The sequence below is a fragment of the Streptosporangium sp. G11 genome (genome assembly GCF_051192615.1).
Classification (GTDB): Bacteria; Actinomycetota; Actinomycetes; order Streptosporangiales; family Streptosporangiaceae; genus Streptosporangium.
Genome location: NZ_JBPJUQ010000055.1, coordinates 19,561 through 35,436, shown reverse-complemented (window position 1 = coordinate 35,436; position 15,876 = coordinate 19,561). Strand labels below are relative to the sequence as shown.

Annotated in this window: 14 protein-coding genes; 6 read left to right on the top strand and 8 right to left on the bottom strand. The window is 70.6% G+C overall.

Translation table 11 applies throughout. The annotated features are described in order from the left end of the window. Positions 1-196 precede the first annotated feature (196 nt). Genes ACSDR0_RS36060 through ACSDR0_RS36045 form a run of 4 tightly spaced genes read right to left on the bottom strand, consistent with a single transcriptional unit; the run spans position 197 to position 4,638 of the window. Complete coding sequence (locus ACSDR0_RS36060) at positions 197-1,141, bottom strand: EamA family transporter (RefSeq protein WP_435293425.1); 945 nt, start codon at positions 1,139-1,141, stop codon at positions 197-199. Further along, positions 1,138-2,142 (bottom strand): BadF/BadG/BcrA/BcrD ATPase family protein, encoded by a 1,005-nt coding sequence (locus tag ACSDR0_RS36055; protein ID WP_435293424.1) that lies wholly within the window; start codon positions 2,140-2,142, stop codon positions 1,138-1,140. The genes ACSDR0_RS36060 and ACSDR0_RS36055 overlap by 4 nt, the downstream gene beginning before the upstream one ends. 49 nt (positions 2,143-2,191) lie before the next feature. After that, entirely contained in the window at positions 2,192-3,346 is a 1,155-nt protein-coding gene (locus ACSDR0_RS36050; protein ID WP_435293423.1) for an SIS domain-containing protein, read from the bottom strand. Beyond that, positions 3,343-4,638 carry a D-tagatose-bisphosphate aldolase, class II, non-catalytic subunit gene (locus tag ACSDR0_RS36045; RefSeq protein WP_435293422.1) on the bottom strand — a complete coding sequence of 432 codons (1,296 nt, stop codon included), beginning with the start codon at positions 4,636-4,638 and terminating at the stop codon, positions 3,343-3,345. The genes ACSDR0_RS36050 and ACSDR0_RS36045 overlap by 4 nt, the downstream gene beginning before the upstream one ends. A 122-nt stretch (positions 4,639-4,760) precedes the next feature. On the opposite strand from ACSDR0_RS36045, the gene ACSDR0_RS36040 reads away from it, so the two are divergent. The 4 genes from ACSDR0_RS36040 (at position 4,761) to ACSDR0_RS36025 (ending at position 6,898) form a co-directional block, all read left to right on the top strand. After that, positions 4,761-5,534, top strand: coding sequence for a GntR family transcriptional regulator (locus ACSDR0_RS36040; RefSeq protein ID WP_435293421.1), 774 nt, complete (start codon positions 4,761-4,763; stop codon positions 5,532-5,534). 161 nt (positions 5,535-5,695) lie between these two features. Continuing rightward, positions 5,696-6,136 carry a hypothetical protein gene (locus ACSDR0_RS36035; protein ID WP_435293420.1) on the top strand — a complete coding sequence of 147 codons (441 nt, stop codon included), beginning with the start codon at positions 5,696-5,698 and terminating at the stop codon, positions 6,134-6,136. Between the two features lies 1 nt (position 6,137). Continuing rightward, positions 6,138-6,341 (top strand): hypothetical protein, encoded by a 204-nt coding sequence (locus ACSDR0_RS36030; RefSeq protein WP_435293419.1) that lies wholly within the window; start codon positions 6,138-6,140, stop codon positions 6,339-6,341. A gap of 20 nt (positions 6,342-6,361) precedes the next feature. Beyond that, positions 6,362-6,898, top strand: a complete 537-nt coding sequence (locus ACSDR0_RS36025; protein WP_435293418.1) for a dihydrofolate reductase family protein — start codon at positions 6,362-6,364, stop codon at positions 6,896-6,898. 104 nt (positions 6,899-7,002) lie between these two features. Here the strand turns inward: ACSDR0_RS36025 and ACSDR0_RS36020 are convergent, their stop codons facing one another. The 4 genes from ACSDR0_RS36020 to ACSDR0_RS36005 all read right to left on the bottom strand — a co-directional run bounded on the left by ACSDR0_RS36020 (position 7,003) and on the right by ACSDR0_RS36005 (position 11,853). Beyond that, positions 7,003-7,470, bottom strand: a complete 468-nt coding sequence (locus ACSDR0_RS36020; protein WP_435293417.1) for a hypothetical protein — start codon at positions 7,468-7,470, stop codon at positions 7,003-7,005. Between the two features lie 196 nt (positions 7,471-7,666). Beyond that, positions 7,667-9,553, bottom strand: a complete 1,887-nt coding sequence (locus ACSDR0_RS36015; protein WP_435293416.1) for a ricin-type beta-trefoil lectin domain protein — start codon at positions 9,551-9,553, stop codon at positions 7,667-7,669. Between the two features lie 241 nt (positions 9,554-9,794). After that, complete coding sequence (locus ACSDR0_RS36010; RefSeq protein ID WP_435293415.1) at positions 9,795-10,820, bottom strand: LacI family DNA-binding transcriptional regulator; 1,026 nt, start codon at positions 10,818-10,820, stop codon at positions 9,795-9,797. 823 nt (positions 10,821-11,643) lie between these two features. Further along, on the bottom strand, positions 11,644-11,853 hold the full coding sequence (locus tag ACSDR0_RS36005) for a hypothetical protein (RefSeq protein WP_435293414.1): 210 nt from the start codon (positions 11,851-11,853) through the stop codon (positions 11,644-11,646). A 125-nt stretch (positions 11,854-11,978) separates the two neighbouring features. On the opposite strand from ACSDR0_RS36005, the gene recD2 reads away from it, so the two are divergent. Beyond that, positions 11,979-14,144 (top strand): SF1B family DNA helicase RecD2, encoded by a 2,166-nt coding sequence (recD2, locus tag ACSDR0_RS36000; protein ID WP_435293413.1) that lies wholly within the window; start codon positions 11,979-11,981, stop codon positions 14,142-14,144. Positions 14,145-14,431: 287 nt separating this feature from the next. Next, on the top strand, positions 14,432-15,733 hold the full coding sequence (locus ACSDR0_RS35995) for a ThuA domain-containing protein (protein ID WP_435293412.1): 1,302 nt from the start codon (positions 14,432-14,434) through the stop codon (positions 15,731-15,733). The last annotated feature ends 143 nt before the right edge of the window (positions 15,734-15,876 follow it).

The following is a 15,876-nucleotide window of genomic DNA, read 5'->3' as shown; positions in this document are numbered from 1 at the left end:
GATCCTCATACCGAGTCGCGAGAAATGCGGAGAGCGGGCGGCGGGTGCTCGCGGGCGGCTTCGAGGACCGGGCGGGGCCGGGGCCCGGTCAGGCCGCGGGGCCGCGATCGACTTCGCCCGGTCCGGTGCGCGGCCCGATGACGGGTGACGGGTCGCGCGCCGGAGCGGACGTGTGGAGCGGTGGACGTCGGGGGCGTCAGGGCGCGGTGGCTTCCCGCGGCGGGGACACGGCGCCCGCGCCGCTCGCCGTCGCGTCGTCGCCGCGCCTCTCGTCGCTGTAGACCATCAGGGTCGAGCCCGCCAGGGCGAGCACGATGCCGACGGCCCCGTAGAGCGACGGCAGCGTCTGGTAGATCGCCAGGGACAGTACGATCGTCAGGACCGGGGCGAGCGCGTTGGTGACGGGGGCCACGACCGCGGCCTTGCCCCGGCTGAGCGCCATCACCAGGAACAGCGCGCCGGCGGCGTTGAGGACCTGGGTCACCGCGGTCAGCGCGGGGGCCTGCCAGGGGACGCCGCCGGGCAGGCCGCCCATCATCGCCCACGCCACCGGGACCAGCAGCAGCCCGCTGATCGTCATCCAGCCGAAGGTGGTGCCGTCGTTGACGCCGAGGAGAGCCGCCTTGCGCATGAAGAACGCCTGAGCGCCCCAGGCCACGCAGATCACGATGGCCAAGGGCAGCCACGGCCCGTCCGTGTTCGAGCCGTCGCCGCCCCCGGGAATGCTGAGCAGTACGATCGCGGCCAGCGCGGCGACCACGCCGACGACGGCGAGCCGTTGGATCCGCTCGCGGAGCAGCACCACGGCCATGAGCACCGTGATCACCGGTGACAGCGAGACCACCGGGAAGATCAGGTACGCGGGTCCGTCGGACAGCGCCTGGAACAGGAGCAGCTGCCCGCCCGCGCCCGTGAGCCCCGCGAGCAGCCCGTAGACGGCGGCGACGGGCCGCCGATCGAACCGGTTGCCGCGCAGCGCGAAGTACGCGGGGATCAGCATGGTGAACGACCAGATGATGTACACCATCTCGTTGGGGTAGCCGTACAGGCTGGTCGGCAGGCTGGAGAAGGCGCCCCACACGCCCCAGAAGACGACCAGTAGGGTCGCGTAGATCATCCAGTTCTTCTTGACGGCGATCATCCGGTTTCTCCTTCTCCAGCGGTGACGGGCGCCGGGGCGGAGCGCAGACGATCGAGCGCCGCCCGGTCCAGGGGGGTGCCGGCGAGCTTCGCCGCGTAGAGCGCGGCCCCGACGACCGGCTCGTACAGGGGGGCGCGCAGCTCGTATCCGGGGTGAAGGCTCTTCAGTTCCCGGGTGAAGGCCTCGAGCACCGCGGCGGCCGTGAACGTACCGCCGGAGTATGAGACCGGTACGGGCTCTCCGGGCTCGAAGCCGAGCCGACGGCGCGCGGCGTCCACCAGCAGCGCGAGCTCGCGCCCGGCCTCGGACAGGATGGCGGCGGCGCACTCGTCGCCCAGCCCGGCCGCCTCGACGACCTGCCGGCTGAGGGCCGCGATGTCACCGCGGCCGCCGCGCCACCGGTTGAACACGATGTCGATCACGTCGAAGTCCGACGCGAGCGAGAGATGCCGCCGGAAGACCCCGGCGAGCGGGCCCTCGGACATCCGGCCGTCGCTCATCCGGGTGAACGCGTTGAGACCGCGGACCGCGATCCAGTACGCGGAACCCTCGTCGCTGAACAGCTCCCCCCAGCCGCCCGTGCGGGCTCCGCGTCCGGACCGCTCGCCGTAGGTCATCGAGCCGGTGCCGCTGAGGACGTTGATGCCGTCCACCGCCCCGAGGGAGCCGGCCCACCCGCACACCATGTCGTTGTCGCACGCGTAGCGGTCGTGGCCGAGCACGGCCCGCGGCGCGGCGTCCAGGACGGGGAGGTCGCCGGGGGCCTCGCCGTAACCGGGCAGGCCGAAGAAGGCGTACGCGATGTCCGAGGGCTCGATGCCCGCGTCCGCGCAGACCGAGTCGACGCCCTGTCTGAGGGCTCGCTCGACGAGGCCGATACCTTCCGAGGCCTCCGAGAAGTAGTAGCTGCCGGCGGTCCGCGCCTGCCCCACCATCTTCCCGTCCCGGTCGACCAGACAGAAGGCGGTCTTGGTACCACCGCCGTCGACGCCAAGAAACATCCGTGCTACCTCCGTTCGGCGTCCCAGTCAACGCCGTGCCGCTGTGATGTCAGTGCTGCAACCGGTACGGGGTGACGCCCTGCACCACCCGGTTGACCTCGCCGGAAGGGAAGGGGTTGTCGGGTCGAACTCCCCGGAGCACAGCGGCGTTGAGGCCGATGAGCTGGGCACATACGACGGCGGGCAGGGCCAGCGCCGCGTCTTCGACGTCCTCGGCGCCGTGGAGCCGCCAGTTCTCCTCGTCCGGCGTGCCGTCGGCCCCGGCCCCGATCGCGACAACGCTGCCGGGCGCCATGGTCGAGCGCAGTTCCGCGATGATGTCCAGGTCGTACCGGCGGGTGTACGGGTCGTTCGACACGTACACGACCACGACGGTGCGCTCGCTCAGCACGGCCTTGGGGCCGTGGCGGAACCCCAGGGCGGATTCCGAGGTCGCGACGATCGTCCCGCCGGTCAGTTCGAGCACCTTCAGCGCCGACTCCGCGGCCAGTCCACGAAGAGCCCCGCTGCCCAGGTAGACGATCCGTTCGGGGTCGCGGGCCAGCAGCGCGCCGATGTCCTTGTCGAGGACGCCGTCCCGCGTGATCCGCTCGCCCACCCCGGCCAGCCGCTCCGCGACACCGGCATAGGCGGTTCCGCCGAAGGTGAGCAGGGCGGCGAGCGTCATTCCGGTGAAACTCGACGTCATCGCGAAGCCACGGTCGTTGGAGGCGGGCGGCATCAGGAGCACGTACGAGGTGGCCTTCCCGGAATGTGCCAGGGCCAGCCGTCCCTCCTCGTTGCAGGTGATCACGAGGTGGTGCACGTCCGACAGGCACTGCTCGGCGAGTTCGGTGGCCAGGAGGCTCTCCGGGCTGTCCCCGGACCGGGCGAAGGAGACGAGAAGGGTCGGCGGGTCCTCGGCGAAACAGCCTCGCGGGTCGGCGACGATGTCCGTGGTGGAAACGGCGTCGACTCGCCGCCCGAGCCGCCGTGCCAGTGTCGTGGCCAGGATCTGCCCCACGAAGCTCGAGGTCCCGGCGCCGGTGAGCACCACGCGCAGGTGGTCGCGAGCCAGCAGCGGCTGGAGGAAGCCGTCGAGCGCGGCCCGGGAGGCGGCGACGATACCGTCGATGTCCCGCCAGACGCCGGGCTGCTGCCTGATCTCGCGGACGGTGTCGCCGGCCCCGGTGCTGCGAGCCAGGGTGCCGAGAAGGCCGGTCACGAATACTCCTTGTGGTGGGGGTCGCACGCGCGGTCGTAGTCGCGCAGCACATCGCGGATGTGGTCGATCACCAACGCCCGTGGCTTCGCGGCGAGCTCCCCGCGGCGAACGCGCGCGTACTGGCCGGGCAGATGGGCGCTGAGGAGTGGCAGGGGGATGTCCCGCGCCGCGAGGTTGCCGAGGAGCCGCTCCTGCGCCTCCGCCACCTCGGGATCCGGCCAGTAGTAGCGCATCCGGTCGCTGTAGCTGTAGCGCCGGGCGAGGCGCCGCTCGGTGTCGTCGCCCGGGTAGTAGCCCTCCCAGAGGCCGGGCTCGGCGAGCATTCGCTGCTCGACGACCTCGGGCAGCCGGGAGCGCTCGCCCGCGGGCACCAGCTCGTCCTCGATGGCCGCGAGGGCGAACAGCGCCTCGCGGAGCGCGAAGGTCAGGCCGGGGCCGACCTTGAGGACGGCCCAGTGGTCCTCGACCAGTGCCGTGAGCGCTCCGGCCAGCTGGTAGTCGGTCGAGTGCGCCTCGAACGCCATGGTGGGCTCCTCGTCGAGGACCGCTCCGAGCTCCGCGGTCCTCTCCGGCCGGTAGTCGACCACCCGCTGATGGTCGAACTCCACGCCCGGCTGGACGACGAGCGCCATGACGCGGGGCCAGACGTCCTCGAGCCCGTGCTCGGCGAACGCCTTGCGGTGACGTTCCAGGGTCGCCCGCGCGGCCCCCGCCGGGGTGGGCATGAGTTCGTCCAGCGTCTCGTGAGCGCCGCCGGGCGTCGGCACCTCTGTTCCGATCACGTAGCGGATGCGGGCGGAGCCGCGCTCTCCCGCCGTGTCCTCGGCCACGCGGATCAGCCGGGCGGCACGCTCGGCGACCACGTCGTCGGTGAGCGGCGTGGGATCGCCCGCGCAGGGGAAGCTGCAGTCCAGGTGGATTTTGGTGAACCCGGCCGCGACGTAGGCGGCGACAAGGGCCTCGGCCCGCTCCATCGCCTGGTCCGGCGGCAGTTCGCGCCACCGGTTGGGGCCGAGGTGGTCACCGCCGAGGATGACGCGGTCCGGCGGCAGATCCTGCTCGGCGGCGATGGCGTGCACCAGGTCACGGAAGTCGCCGGGCCGCATGCCGGTGTAGCCGCCGTACTGGTCGACCTGGTTGGAGGTCGCCTCCACCAGGACCTGCCTCCCGGTTTCGCGCGCCTGGAGCACGGCCGCCTCGATCACCAGCGGATGCGCCGAACAGACGGAGGCGATGCCCCGAGGCTCACCCGCCTTCTGACGTCGGATCACCTCGTCCAACAAGCTCAACATGATCCGCTCCTGTTCTTTGCCCTGCGTTCCGGTACGGGTGAGTTCGTGCAGCTGGGGACAAGCTGGAACAGTACTGGTCTGTCTTATGGCCGTCAATGGTCGGAATCTGGTATGGTTCTGGTATGACTCCCTCGGACCCTCCCTCCTTCCCTCAGGGCCTGCTGAGCGACGACGCCCTGCCCCTCTACGTCCAGATCGCCGTGCGGCTCTGGGATGACATCTCGGCCCGCGGTGCCAAGACGGGGGACCGGCTGCCGTCGGAGCGGAGCCTGGCCGCGCGGTACGAGGTCTCGCGGGAGACGCTGCGCGCCGCCCTGGCCGAGCTGGCGGGCCGGGGCCTGCTCGAGTCCGCCGCGGCCCGCGGCTGGTTCGTCACCGACGGCGGCCGGCCTGCCGCGCCGGCGGCGGGCGGGCACGCGGTGGAGGGGTTCGCCGACTACGCCCTGAAGCACGGCCTGGCCATCCGCAGCCGGGTGCTCGAATCGGGCACCAGGCCGGCGACCGTGCACGAGGCCGAGACGCTGCGCATCGGTCCGGGCTCCGCGCTGTTCGAGATGCGGCGACTGCGTTTCCTCGACGGCCTCGTCGTCGTCCTGGAGCACAACCGGGTGCCGCTGGCGCTCTGTCCCGCGCTGGCCGACACCGACTTCACCGCCGCGTCGCTCTACGCGGTCCTGCGAAGCGCCGATCCGGCGCAGCTCCCCCGGGTCGCGGACTACTCGGTGGAGGCCCGGCAGCCCAAGGCTCGGGAGCGGGCCCTGCTGGAGATCGAGGACGGGACTCCGGTGCTGGTCGCCGAGCAGCTCTCCTTCAACCAGGACGGGCGGCCGCTCGAACTGACGGTGCAGGTCTACCGGGGGGACCGCTACCGCTTCCGGGCCTCCATCACCGACTGACGGTCCGACGACGGGGCGGTCGTCGCCGCGGCCTTCGCCTCGCGGGCCTCGCGGGCCTCGCCGCCGGTCAGCGGGTGACGGCGACGCCGGCCGAGGATCGGCACGCACCGACGGAAATTTTTGTCTTGACAATAACAGTTGTCGCTGAGAGGCTTTTCGACATGTGGGAAATGGCGGTGCTCCAGGCGACGGCGTCGTACGTCATCTCTTCCGTGGCGCCGGCCGCGGTCGGGCCGGACCCGGCGTGGTCGCCGGACCGGCTCTCGGCGCGCTGGCTGCTGGCGGTGGGCGCGCGGCTGGTGCGCGACGTCGGCACGCTGATCACCGGGGCGACCAGGGCCGGTAAGCGGGTCACGACCTACGCGCTCGACGGGGAGGTGCGGTTCGCCACGGCGCGCGACCGTGCCGCCTTCGCGGAGGAACTCGCCGACGCGGTGACCGGACTGGTCGCCAAACACCACGACGAGAGGGCGCCCGGCGGCCGGGCGTACCGGGTCGTCGTGGCCGTCCACCCGTCGATCCCCCGGGCCGCGGGTGACGGCACGAAGGCCACCGGGAGAGCGGCCGGCGAGCCGTCGGCCGATGAGAGGGGAGAGTCCTGACGTGGGCCACCACCGGGAGCGGGGAGGCGAGGTGAGGGCCGGGGGAGTCGACCCGCGGGCCACCGGCGTCCGGCCGCCCGACGCGCTCCACCGCCTCATCCGGGGTCACCTCGGCCCGACCGTCCCGGGACACCGCCTTTTCCAGCAAGACGACACCGACACCGCGCATGCGCGGCGGGCCTGGCTCAACGGCCTGCCCGCCTGACACCCCCAAGGAGAACCGACATGGGAAGCATCAAGTCCGGCCTGTTCATCTCGCTCGACGGCGTGACCGAGGCCCCGGACACCTGGCACTTCGGCTACTTCAACGAGGAGATGGGCAACGCGGTCGGCGCGCTCATGGCCGACAACGACGCCATGCTGCTCGGCCGCCGCACGTACGACGACTTCGCGGGCTACTGGCCGGGTGCGGACGCCGACGACCCGATGACCAAGCAGATGAACGGCACCAGGAAGTACGTGGTGTCGAACACGCTGACCCACGCCGACTGGGAGAACACCACGGTGGTCGGTGGCGACGACGTGTACGACCGGTTGCGCGCCCTGAAGGCCGATCAGAACCTGGGCATCACCGGCAGCGGGACGCTGGTGCGATCGCTCCTGGCGGAGGGGCTGCTTGACGAGCTGCACCTGCTGGTGCACCCCGTCGTGCTCGGCGCCGGCCGGCGGGTGTTCGAGGGTTCGGCCAAGGTCCCGCTGAAGCTGGTGAGCTCGGCGACGTTCAGCACGGGCGTGCTGCACCTGGTCTACGCGAACGAGTGACGAAGAGGACGCTCGCGTACCCCTGCCGGAGTCCCCGATCACCAGGAGGCTGTGTCGCCCCGGTCGTGGCCTCGGGGACTCCGGCCCGTCTCACACGACCGGGTTCAGGAGTGGGCGATGAGGCAGCGCTTGAGCGAGTCCCTGGAGGCCTGCCGCTTCGGCGCGACCTTCAGGAGCGCCGCGTCGCGCACCTGCACGTACTTGGCTCCGGCGGCGTTGTAGGCCTCCACCATTTTCTTCGCGGCGGGATCGAGCGTCGCCGACTTGACCCCGAGCTGCTGCAGAGCCACCTTCTGGGAAAGCTGGTCGATGTCCGCGGCGTTGCCGGCCTTCATCAGGGCGGTGTGGGCCGCCTTGACCTCCGGGAGGGCGTCGACGTTGGCGAGGGCGTCCTCGGCGTTCAGCAGCGCGAGATATTCGTGCGCGCAGGGGGCCGGGGCGGCGGCTGCGGCGGTGGCGGTGGTCGCGCCGACGGTGGCCATGGCGGTGAGAAGACCTAGGGCGGCCAGCGCCGTCGCGGTGATGCGGGTGTGCATGGGGTGCTCCCGTGAGTACTGAGGGTTGATTGGCATGTGACCTCATGCACCGTAATCACTGTGGGTAATCGCATCGATGCTTCAAGTTAACGTCAAGGGTCGCGGGCCACCGGCCGTGCCGGGGGAGGGCCGCTCACGGGCCGGGAAAGGCCACGGGCGCGAACCCCCGTTCGGAGGGTTCGCGCCCGTGTCCCGCCGGGCCAGGCGTACTGACCGCGGAGGCTAGGTACGGCTAGGACACCGTCCACTTCTGGTTCGCGCCACCGGTGCACTCCCACAGCTGGAGGCGGGCGCCGTCGGTGCTGGTGTTACCCGTGACGTCCACGCACTTGTTCGCGGCGGGGTTCACCAGGTCCCTGGTCGCGGGGTTGTAGGTCCACTGCTGGTTGGCGCCGCCGAAGCACGACCACAACTGGAGCCGGCTGCCGTTGGCCGTGCCGTTGTCGACGACGTCCAGGCACTTGCCGAGCACGCGGAGCGTGCCGTCGCCGGGACGGGTCCACTGCTGGGCGGTGGTGCCGTTGCAGGAGTAGAGCTGGACGGCGGTGCCGTCGGCGCTGCTCGCGCCCGCGACGTCCATGCACTTGCCGCCCAGGCCGGTGATGACGCCGCCACCGGGGTTGCCGGGGTTGCCGCTCGGCGTGCCGGACCAGGTGAAGGTGGCGGTGGTGCGGGCCGGAAGCGAGTAGACGAAGGACTGGCCGCCCCAGTTGACCCGGACGGACTGGGCCGAGGTGCCGCGGTTGTGCGCGATCAGGGCCTTGGAACCGTCGGTGTTGCGCCAGGCGACGTTCTGGATCGTGCCGTTGGCGGTGGAGTCGATCCGGAACGCCCCGGGCCTGACGAACTTCGTGAGGTGCCCGGTCGTGTAGTACTCGATGGTGTTGTCGACCTGACCGGCGCGGGGACCGCCCTCCTGGACGGTGACCAGACCGGTGCAGACGTCACAGCCGCCGTTGTGCGGGCCCATGCTCTGGTTCAGCGCGAGACTCCACTTGATGAGGCTGCCGCTCCAGTTGCGGGCGTAGTTGACGATGTCGGCGAGGTCCTCGTTGTGCTGGTTGCCGATCCAGGTGCCGCCCGAGTGCTCGGTGCTGAACTGGCGCACGACCGGATACTGGTTGTGCACCTGGGTGCCGATCGCCGGGTCACCGCCGTAGCCGTGCCAGGCGATGCCGCCGAACAGCGGGTCGTTGCGCACGGCCGCGTCGTTCAGCACGCCGGCGCCCATGCCGGCGTAGTCGCCGTAGTTCCAGTCGTGGACGAGCACCTTGGTCGTGATGCCGGCGGCGCGGAAGGCCGGGTAGACGTGGTTCTTGGTGAACTCGGCGAGCCCGGACGAGTTCCAGCTCATGCCGGGATAGTTCATCGCGGTCGGGTTGCCCGCCTGGCAGCAGTTGGGCTCGTTCTGCACCGAGATGTAGTTCACCGGGATGCCGGCGTTCTGGTAACTCTGGACGTACTTGACCAGGTACTGAGCGTATGTGGGGTAGTGCTCGAACTTGAGCCAGCCCATCTGGTCCATCCGGCCGTTGTCCTTCATCCAGCCGGGGGCGCTCCACGGCACGCCCTTGACGCGCAGGGCCGGGTTGAGCGACCTGGCCTGCTGGGTGAGCAGGCGCACGTTGGTGTCGTACCCGTTGGCGCCGAAGTCGTTGAGGTCGCAGCAGGTGTCGTCGAGCGAGACGTTGCCGGGCCGCGAGAGGTCGGAGGCGCCGATCGGGTTGCGCACGAACGACAGGCCGATGCCGTCGGTGGGGTGGAAGAGCCTGCGCATCACGGCGTCGCGGGTGGCCGCGCTGATCGGGCCGCCGCGCAGCAGGTAGGCGGTGGTGTCGGTGATCGAGGCTCCGCCGCCCTCGAACTGCTGGTAGGTGGTGCCCTCGTTGACGGTGATGGTGTGGTTGGCGCTGCCTCCGGCGGGCCCGAAGGCGATGGGAGACTGCTGCTGGAGACCCCGCGTGACGGTCCGGCCGCCCGCGTCGGAAGTGGTGGTGAGCCAGATGTTCACCGGCTCGTTGGCGGCCAGGGCGGGCGTGGCGGCGACAGGTCCCGTCGCCCACAGGGCCGCGGCGCAGGCCAGGGCGAGGGTGAGGGCCCGGCGAGGTGGTCGGAGCACGGCAGGGGTCCTTTCGGGGGGTGCGATTGGGCCCGCGACGCCCAGGGCCGTTCGCGTCAGGGCGCGCGCCGCCCCGGGAACCGTCGCTGTAACCGATGTAACAGATAAGAAACTTTTCTGTTGCAGGACAGGACAACACACGTGGAAATCGGTTGTCAAGGCCTGAAAAGCCCTGAATTAACGCACGTCGTGTGATGGCTGGAAAGTCGGCCGGTTAATGAAACAAATGAAACAAACCCACTCAGTGGGCGACGGGTCCCGTGGAGCCGCGGACGATCACATCGGTCCCCAGGGAGACGTGCAGCGCCTCCAGCGTGTGCCGGTTGAGGAGCCGCATCAGCAGCGTGACCGCCATCCGGCCCATCTCCTGCAGCGGCTGGCGCACCGTGGTCAGCGTCGGCAGGGTCGCCCGGCCGAGGTCGAGGTCGTCGAAACCCGCGACCGACAGGTCACCGGGGACGTTCAGGCCGCGCTCGGCCGCCGCCCACAGCGCGCCGACCGCCATCTTGTCGTTGAACGCGACCAGTGCCGTCGGTCGCTCGGGCAGATCCAGCAGCTCGCAGGCGGCGCGGTAGCCGTTCTCCGAGTTGGGTTCCCGCACGCTGCGCAGCAGCTCGGCCGACGGCAGGACGCCGACGTCGGCCAGCGACGCGGTGTATCCCGCCAGCCTGGCCTCGCTGGGCAACCACTTCACGGGGCCGCCGATGATGCCGACCCGCCGGTGGCCGAGCTCGACCACGTGCGCCATCAGCTTGCGCGCGCCCGCGAAGTGCGCCGCCGAGACCGCCACGATGTCCTTGGGAGGCGGAGTCCTGGGATCTATCACCACGAAGGGGAACTGCCGGTCGCGAAGCCGTACGAGCTCGTCGCCGGGTTCGGGGGGAAGGATCAGGATCGCCCCCGCGATGTCGGGGCGGTCGGGCAGGCCGGGGAGCACCGGGGTGTGCTGGGCCGACTCTCCGGCGCTCAGGACCATCTGCCCGCCGTGCAGCTCGATGGTCTCACCGACCGAGGAGACGATGAGCCCGAAATAGTCGGTCAGCAGGTAGGGGCAGCGCACGTAGATCGTGCCACCGGCCATCGCCTCCTGCCCGGCGCGCGGCCGGGGCGCCTGGTCCCCGAGACGGCCGATGGCCCGTAACACCAGCTCCCGGGTGTGCGGGGCGACATTGGCCTGCCCGTTCAGGACCCGCGAGACGGTGGCGATCGACAGCCCCGTCTCCGCCGCGACGTCGCGCACGGTCGCGCGCGTCCCGGGCCGAGCCATGTGCGCCCCCTGATAGCCGTGTCCCTGCCGTCAGCATAACCAGCGCTGACAGGAGGGGCCGCGAGCCGTCCGGCTCGTGACGGTTCAGGACGGCGCGAGTGACGCCGGGTTTCGGACTCACAGGACATTCGCCCCGGGCCGACGGCTTCGTGGAGGGGAAAAACCGGTCGATTCCACCAGTGCGACAGCGTCGCCATCCGACTCCCGGCAAGCCATCCGACTTGCTGGGATCCAGTTTGCCGTTAGCAGGTAAGGCCGGTGCAAGCATCGTCGGAGAGCCAGAACCGATCATGACATCTGGGGGAAAAATGCTTCGAAAACTGGTCCCGCTCCTGGTCGCGATCGTGGCGGCGGGATCGCCGGCCATCGCGACCAAGGCCTGGGCGGACGGTGCGCCGGCCGCCCCGGTGGCCCGGTCGGTCACCGCCGCCGCGCAGCCGGCCGGTACGTGCCTGCCGGGGTCGCCGTGCGCGGCGGTCAACTGCGGTCCGGGCCGCGTCTGCGTCCCCTCGCCCAGGTACTGCATCACCACGCCGTGCCCGCAGTACGACTGCGTGCCCGCGTCCGGTTACCCGGGCGGGTACCCCGGGGGTTATCCGGGCGGGTACCCGGGCGGGCACCCGCCGTACCCCGGGGGGCATCCTCCGTACCCGGGCTGGCATCCTCCGTACCCCGGGTGGCGGCCTCCGTACCCGGGCTGGCGTCCTCCGTATCCCGGGTGGCGGCCTCCGTATCCGGGCTGGCGGCCACCGTACCCGCCCTATCCCGGGTGGCGGCCTCCGTATCCGGGCTGGCGGCCTCCGTACCCGGGGCCGCGGCCTCCTCAGCCGGGACCCAGGCCGCCCATGTCCCACTGGCGGACGGCGAGCCAGCCGGTGAGCTCTTCCGTCGGCGGCTCCTGACCTCCGGCGGCGGGCGACCACGTGGGCCGGGCGCGTAGCGGCCCGGCCGTCACCTCCGGCTGCTCGCCCGCGACGGCGACCCGTACGTCACATCCATCGACCCCGGCGTGCCCGGCACCGCCCACCGCCACCCCGGGACGCCACGGCGGCGGCCCGGGGTGGCAGGCGAGCCGCGACGGCTTGTGGGGACACCGGGTGAGCTGGTCTGATGTGCGAAGGATGAGGTGAAGCCAGTACGGAGGGGTTGCTTTCTGCCGTGGAGGCATCTGTCGAGCAGCTGGTGTACGTCCGCGAGGACGAGTACACGATCGCGCGGATGAGCGCCGAGGGCATGCCCGGCTTCGTCGCCTCCGGCCGGGCCCTGGGCGGGGTCCAGCCGGGGGAGACGCTCAGGCTCGTCGGCGAGTGGGGCGAGCATCCGCGTCACGGCAGGCGCTTCGAGGTCGTCGCGTGCGAGCGGCTGGTACCGGCCACGGTCCGGGCCATCCGCATCTATCTGGGCTCCGGCCTGATCCGCGGCATCGGGCCGAGGCTCGCCCACGCCATCGTCAGCCACTTCGGTGAGGCGACGCTGACGGTCATCGACACCGAGCCGCGACGGCTCACCGAGGTCGTCAACATCGGCCCCGCGCGGCAGGCCCAGATCGCCGACGCGTGGGAGGAGCAGAAGGCGATCGCCGAGCTCATGGTGGTCCTGCAGGGCTTCGGGATCAGCCCGCTGCTCGCGGCCAAGATCTACCAGGTCTTCGGGGCCGACTCGGGGGAGGTTCTCACCTCCGACCCGTACCGGCTCATCGGCAAGGTCAGGGGCATCGCGTTCACCACGGCCGACAGGATCGCCCTGCGGTCGGGGGTCGCCGAGCACAGCCCGCAGCGGGTCAAGGCGGCGATCCTGGACAGGCTGGAGACGGCGGCCAGCCGCGACGGGCACTGTTACGTGCGGCTGGTCGCGCTGATCGCCCAGTCCGCGGAACTGATCGAGCAGGACCACGACCTCGTCGGCCGGATGGTCGACGCCCTCGTCGCCGACCGCCGCGTGGTCGTCGAGGCGTCGCCCGACGGCCGGGGAACGGCCGTGGTCTATCTGAAGGAGACCCACGGCCGGGAGCTCACGCTGGCCGCTCAGCTGACCAGGCTCTGGGAGGCCCCCTCGACGTTGCCCATGCGCACGTTCCAGGAGGATCCCGGGCTGGACGAGGATCAGCGGGCGGCGGTGAACATGGCGCTGACCAGCACCGTGTCCATCCTCACCGGCGGTCCCGGCTGCGGGAAGAGCCACACCGTCAAGACCGTCGCGGCGACCGTGAGGGCGATGGGCGGCATGGTGACGCTCACGGCGCCGACCGGCAAGGCGGCCAAACGCCTGTCGGAGCTCACCGGCCTGCCCGCGATGACCGTGCACCGGATGCTGGCCCACCAGCCCGACCCCGAGAGCGGCACGCTGTTCGAGCAGACGCCCGCGCAGGCCGACCTGATCGTGGTCGACGAGGCGTCCATGCTGGACCTGCACCTGGCCACCAGGCTCACCGCGGCCATCCCGCCGGGCAGCCACCTGCTGATCGTGGGCGACAGCGACCAGCTCCCCAGCATCGCCCCCGGCAGCGTGCTGGCCGACCTGCTGCGCGTCGAGGCGATCGCGCGGATGCGCCTGACCCGGGTCTTCCGCCAGGCGGAGGGCAGCGGGATCATCCAGGCCGCCCGCCGGGTCAGGGCGGGCGAGGTGCCCGCGCTTCCCGGCGGCGGAGGTTTCTGGTTCGAGGAGGTCGACGACCCCGAGCGGGTCGCCGAGCGGGTGATGCACCTGGCGACGGTGGCGATCCCGCGCAAGCAGGGGGTGAGCCCGGACCAGGTCCAGGTCCTGTGCCCGATGCGCAAAGGCCTGACGGGGACGGCCGAACTCGGACGGATGATCCAGGAACGGCTCAACCCGGCCCGCGAGGGAGTCGCCGAGCACTGGTCGGGTGCCTCCGCCTTCCGGGTCGGCGACCGTGTCATGCCGATCCGCAACAACTACGACAAGGGCGTCTTCAACGGCGACACCGGCACGGTCACCGCCATCACCCCGGAGGAGAGGCTCGTCGAGATCCGCACCGACGACGGGCAGACCGTGAAGTACGGCTTCGGCGAGCTCGACGAGCTGACCCACACGTACGCCATCAGCGTCCACCGCTCCCAGGGCAGCGAGTATCCCTTCGTGGTCGCGCCGCTCGTCACCGAGTCCGGGGGCGTCATGCTGCGCCGCAAGCTGCTCTACACCCTGCTCACCCGGGCGCGGTCGTGGGTGGTCGTGGTCGGCGAGCGCAAGGCTCTGGAGATGGCCGTCCACCGGCTGGACCACCGCCGCAACACGGGGCTCGCCCGCAGGCTCGCGCTGAGCCTCGGCGCGGACCTCCACTACGAGACCGCCCCCGCCGTCGACTGACGGGCAGGGGACGGGCCGGATGACGGTTCCGCGGACTCGGGGGCGTCGGTCAGAGCCGGATGACGGTTCCGTGGACCCGGGGGCGTCGGTCAGGGGCGGATCCGTCGTACGCTTCAGCCTTTCCGACTTCGCGATCTTCTTGACAATTTTTCTTCACATAACTTGAATTAAGTTAGACAAGAACCGTCCTCGGCTTGCCGAAGTTGTTGGTAACGCCGGTCTCCGTTATGCCCGTGGGCGGGGCGGGCTTCGCCTTTGTCGTTCGTCACGAGACAGAGGAAACGTACATGACCAGGGAAAACATGGTCAGCACGATGCGGACGTGGGTGCGGCTACTCGCCGTGCTCGCCGTCGCGCTCGGCCTCACCACCATTCCGGTCGGCGGGAACGCGCGGGCGTCGATCGCCCCGAGCTTCAAAGTCATCGCCTTCTACAACGGGACGTGGGACGCGGCCCACATCAACTTCGTCCAGGAGGCCAACCGCTGGTTCCCGCAGGTGGCCGCGCAGAACAACTTCTCCTACACCGCGACCAACAACTGGAGCCAGCTGAACGCGAGCAACCTCCAGCAGTACCAGGTGGTGCTCTTCCTGGACGACCTGCCCCAGAACGCCGCCCAGCGGTCGGCGTTCGAGCAGTACATGCGTAACGGCGGGGCGTGGATGGGCTTCCACGTGAGCGCGTTCAACACCGACGCGCAGAGCTGGGCGTGGTACCACAACGAGTTCCTCGGCACCGGGGCGTTCAGGTCCAACACCTGGGGGCCCACCTCGGTGGTCATGCGCACAGAGGGCGGGGCGCACGCCTCCACGGCCCGGCTGCCCGCCACCTTCACCTCGTCGGTCAGCGAGTGGTACAGCTGGACCAACGACCTGAGGAACAACGCGAACATCAAGATCCTCGGGTCCATCGACCCGTCGAGCTTCCCGGTCGGCACGGACCCCAACCAGACCTGGTACAGCGGCTACTACCCGCTCATGTGGACCAACAAGAACTACAAGATGCTGTACGCGAACTTCGGCCACAACGCCATGAACTACAGCAACAACACCCCGCTGTCGTCCACGTTCGCCAGCGAGGTGCAGAACCGGTTCGTCATCGACGGCCTGCTGTGGCTGGGCGGCGGGAGCACCCCGCCTCCGACGGACACCATCTCGCCGACCGCGTGGTACAGCCTCGCCAACCGCGGTAGCGGCAAGTGCGTGGACGCCCGCGCCGCCGCCTCGGCGAACGGCACCGTGATCCAGCAGTACACCTGCAACGGCACTCTCGCCCAGCAGTTCCAGGTCCAGCCGACCAGCGGCGGCTTCGCGCGGCTCAACAACCGCCTCAACAGCGCTCAGGCCGTCGACGTGACCAACGTCTCCACGGCCGACGGCGCCCCGCTCCAGCTGTGGTCGTACTCCGGAGGCAACAACCAGCAGTGGCAGGCGGTGTCCGAGGGTGGCGGCTACTACCGCTTCGTCAGCCGCCTCAGCGCCAAGTGCCTGAGCGTGCCGGGCTCCTCGACGGCCGACAGCGTCCAGCTGGTGCAGAGCACCTGCAACGGCGGTGCCGCCCAGTCGTTCCGGATCTCCCAGCAGCCGTAGTTCCCCGGGAGTCCGTACGCCCGCCCTTCCCCGCCGACCGGGAAGGGCGGGTGCGCGGTGAAGCGCGCGATTGAGGCCCGGGCCGGGATCACCGGCCTGGGCCTTGGGCTCCTGAAATATGGCTAAATGCGGCAAAGCGTGCA

What these genes read in the sequence shown, in the direction of transcription:
- ACSDR0_RS36055 (WP_435293424.1), bottom strand. Translation starts at nt 2,142, where the DNA reads ATGTTTCTTGGCGTCGACGGCGGTGGTACCAAGACCGCCTTCTGTCTG.
- ACSDR0_RS36040 (WP_435293421.1), top strand. Translation starts at nt 4,761, where the DNA reads ATGACTCCCTCGGACCCTCCCTCCTTCCCTCAGGGCCTGCTGAGCGAC.
- ACSDR0_RS36025 (WP_435293418.1), top strand. Translation starts at nt 6,362, where the DNA reads ATGGGAAGCATCAAGTCCGGCCTGTTCATCTCGCTCGACGGCGTGACC.
- ACSDR0_RS36020 (WP_435293417.1), bottom strand. Translation starts at nt 7,470, where the DNA reads ATGCCAATCAACCCTCAGTACTCACGGGAGCACCCCATGCACACCCGC.
- ACSDR0_RS36010 (WP_435293415.1), bottom strand. Translation starts at nt 10,820, where the DNA reads ATGGCTCGGCCCGGGACGCGCGCGACCGTGCGCGACGTCGCGGCGGAG.
- ACSDR0_RS36060 (WP_435293425.1), bottom strand. Translation starts at nt 1,141, where the DNA reads ATGATCGCCGTCAAGAAGAACTGGATGATCTACGCGACCCTACTGGTC.
- ACSDR0_RS35995 (WP_435293412.1), top strand. Translation starts at nt 14,432, where the DNA reads ATGACCAGGGAAAACATGGTCAGCACGATGCGGACGTGGGTGCGGCTA.
- ACSDR0_RS36045 (WP_435293422.1), bottom strand. Translation starts at nt 4,638, where the DNA reads ATGTTGAGCTTGTTGGACGAGGTGATCCGACGTCAGAAGGCGGGTGAG.
- ACSDR0_RS36035 (WP_435293420.1), top strand. Translation starts at nt 5,696, where the DNA reads ATGTGGGAAATGGCGGTGCTCCAGGCGACGGCGTCGTACGTCATCTCT.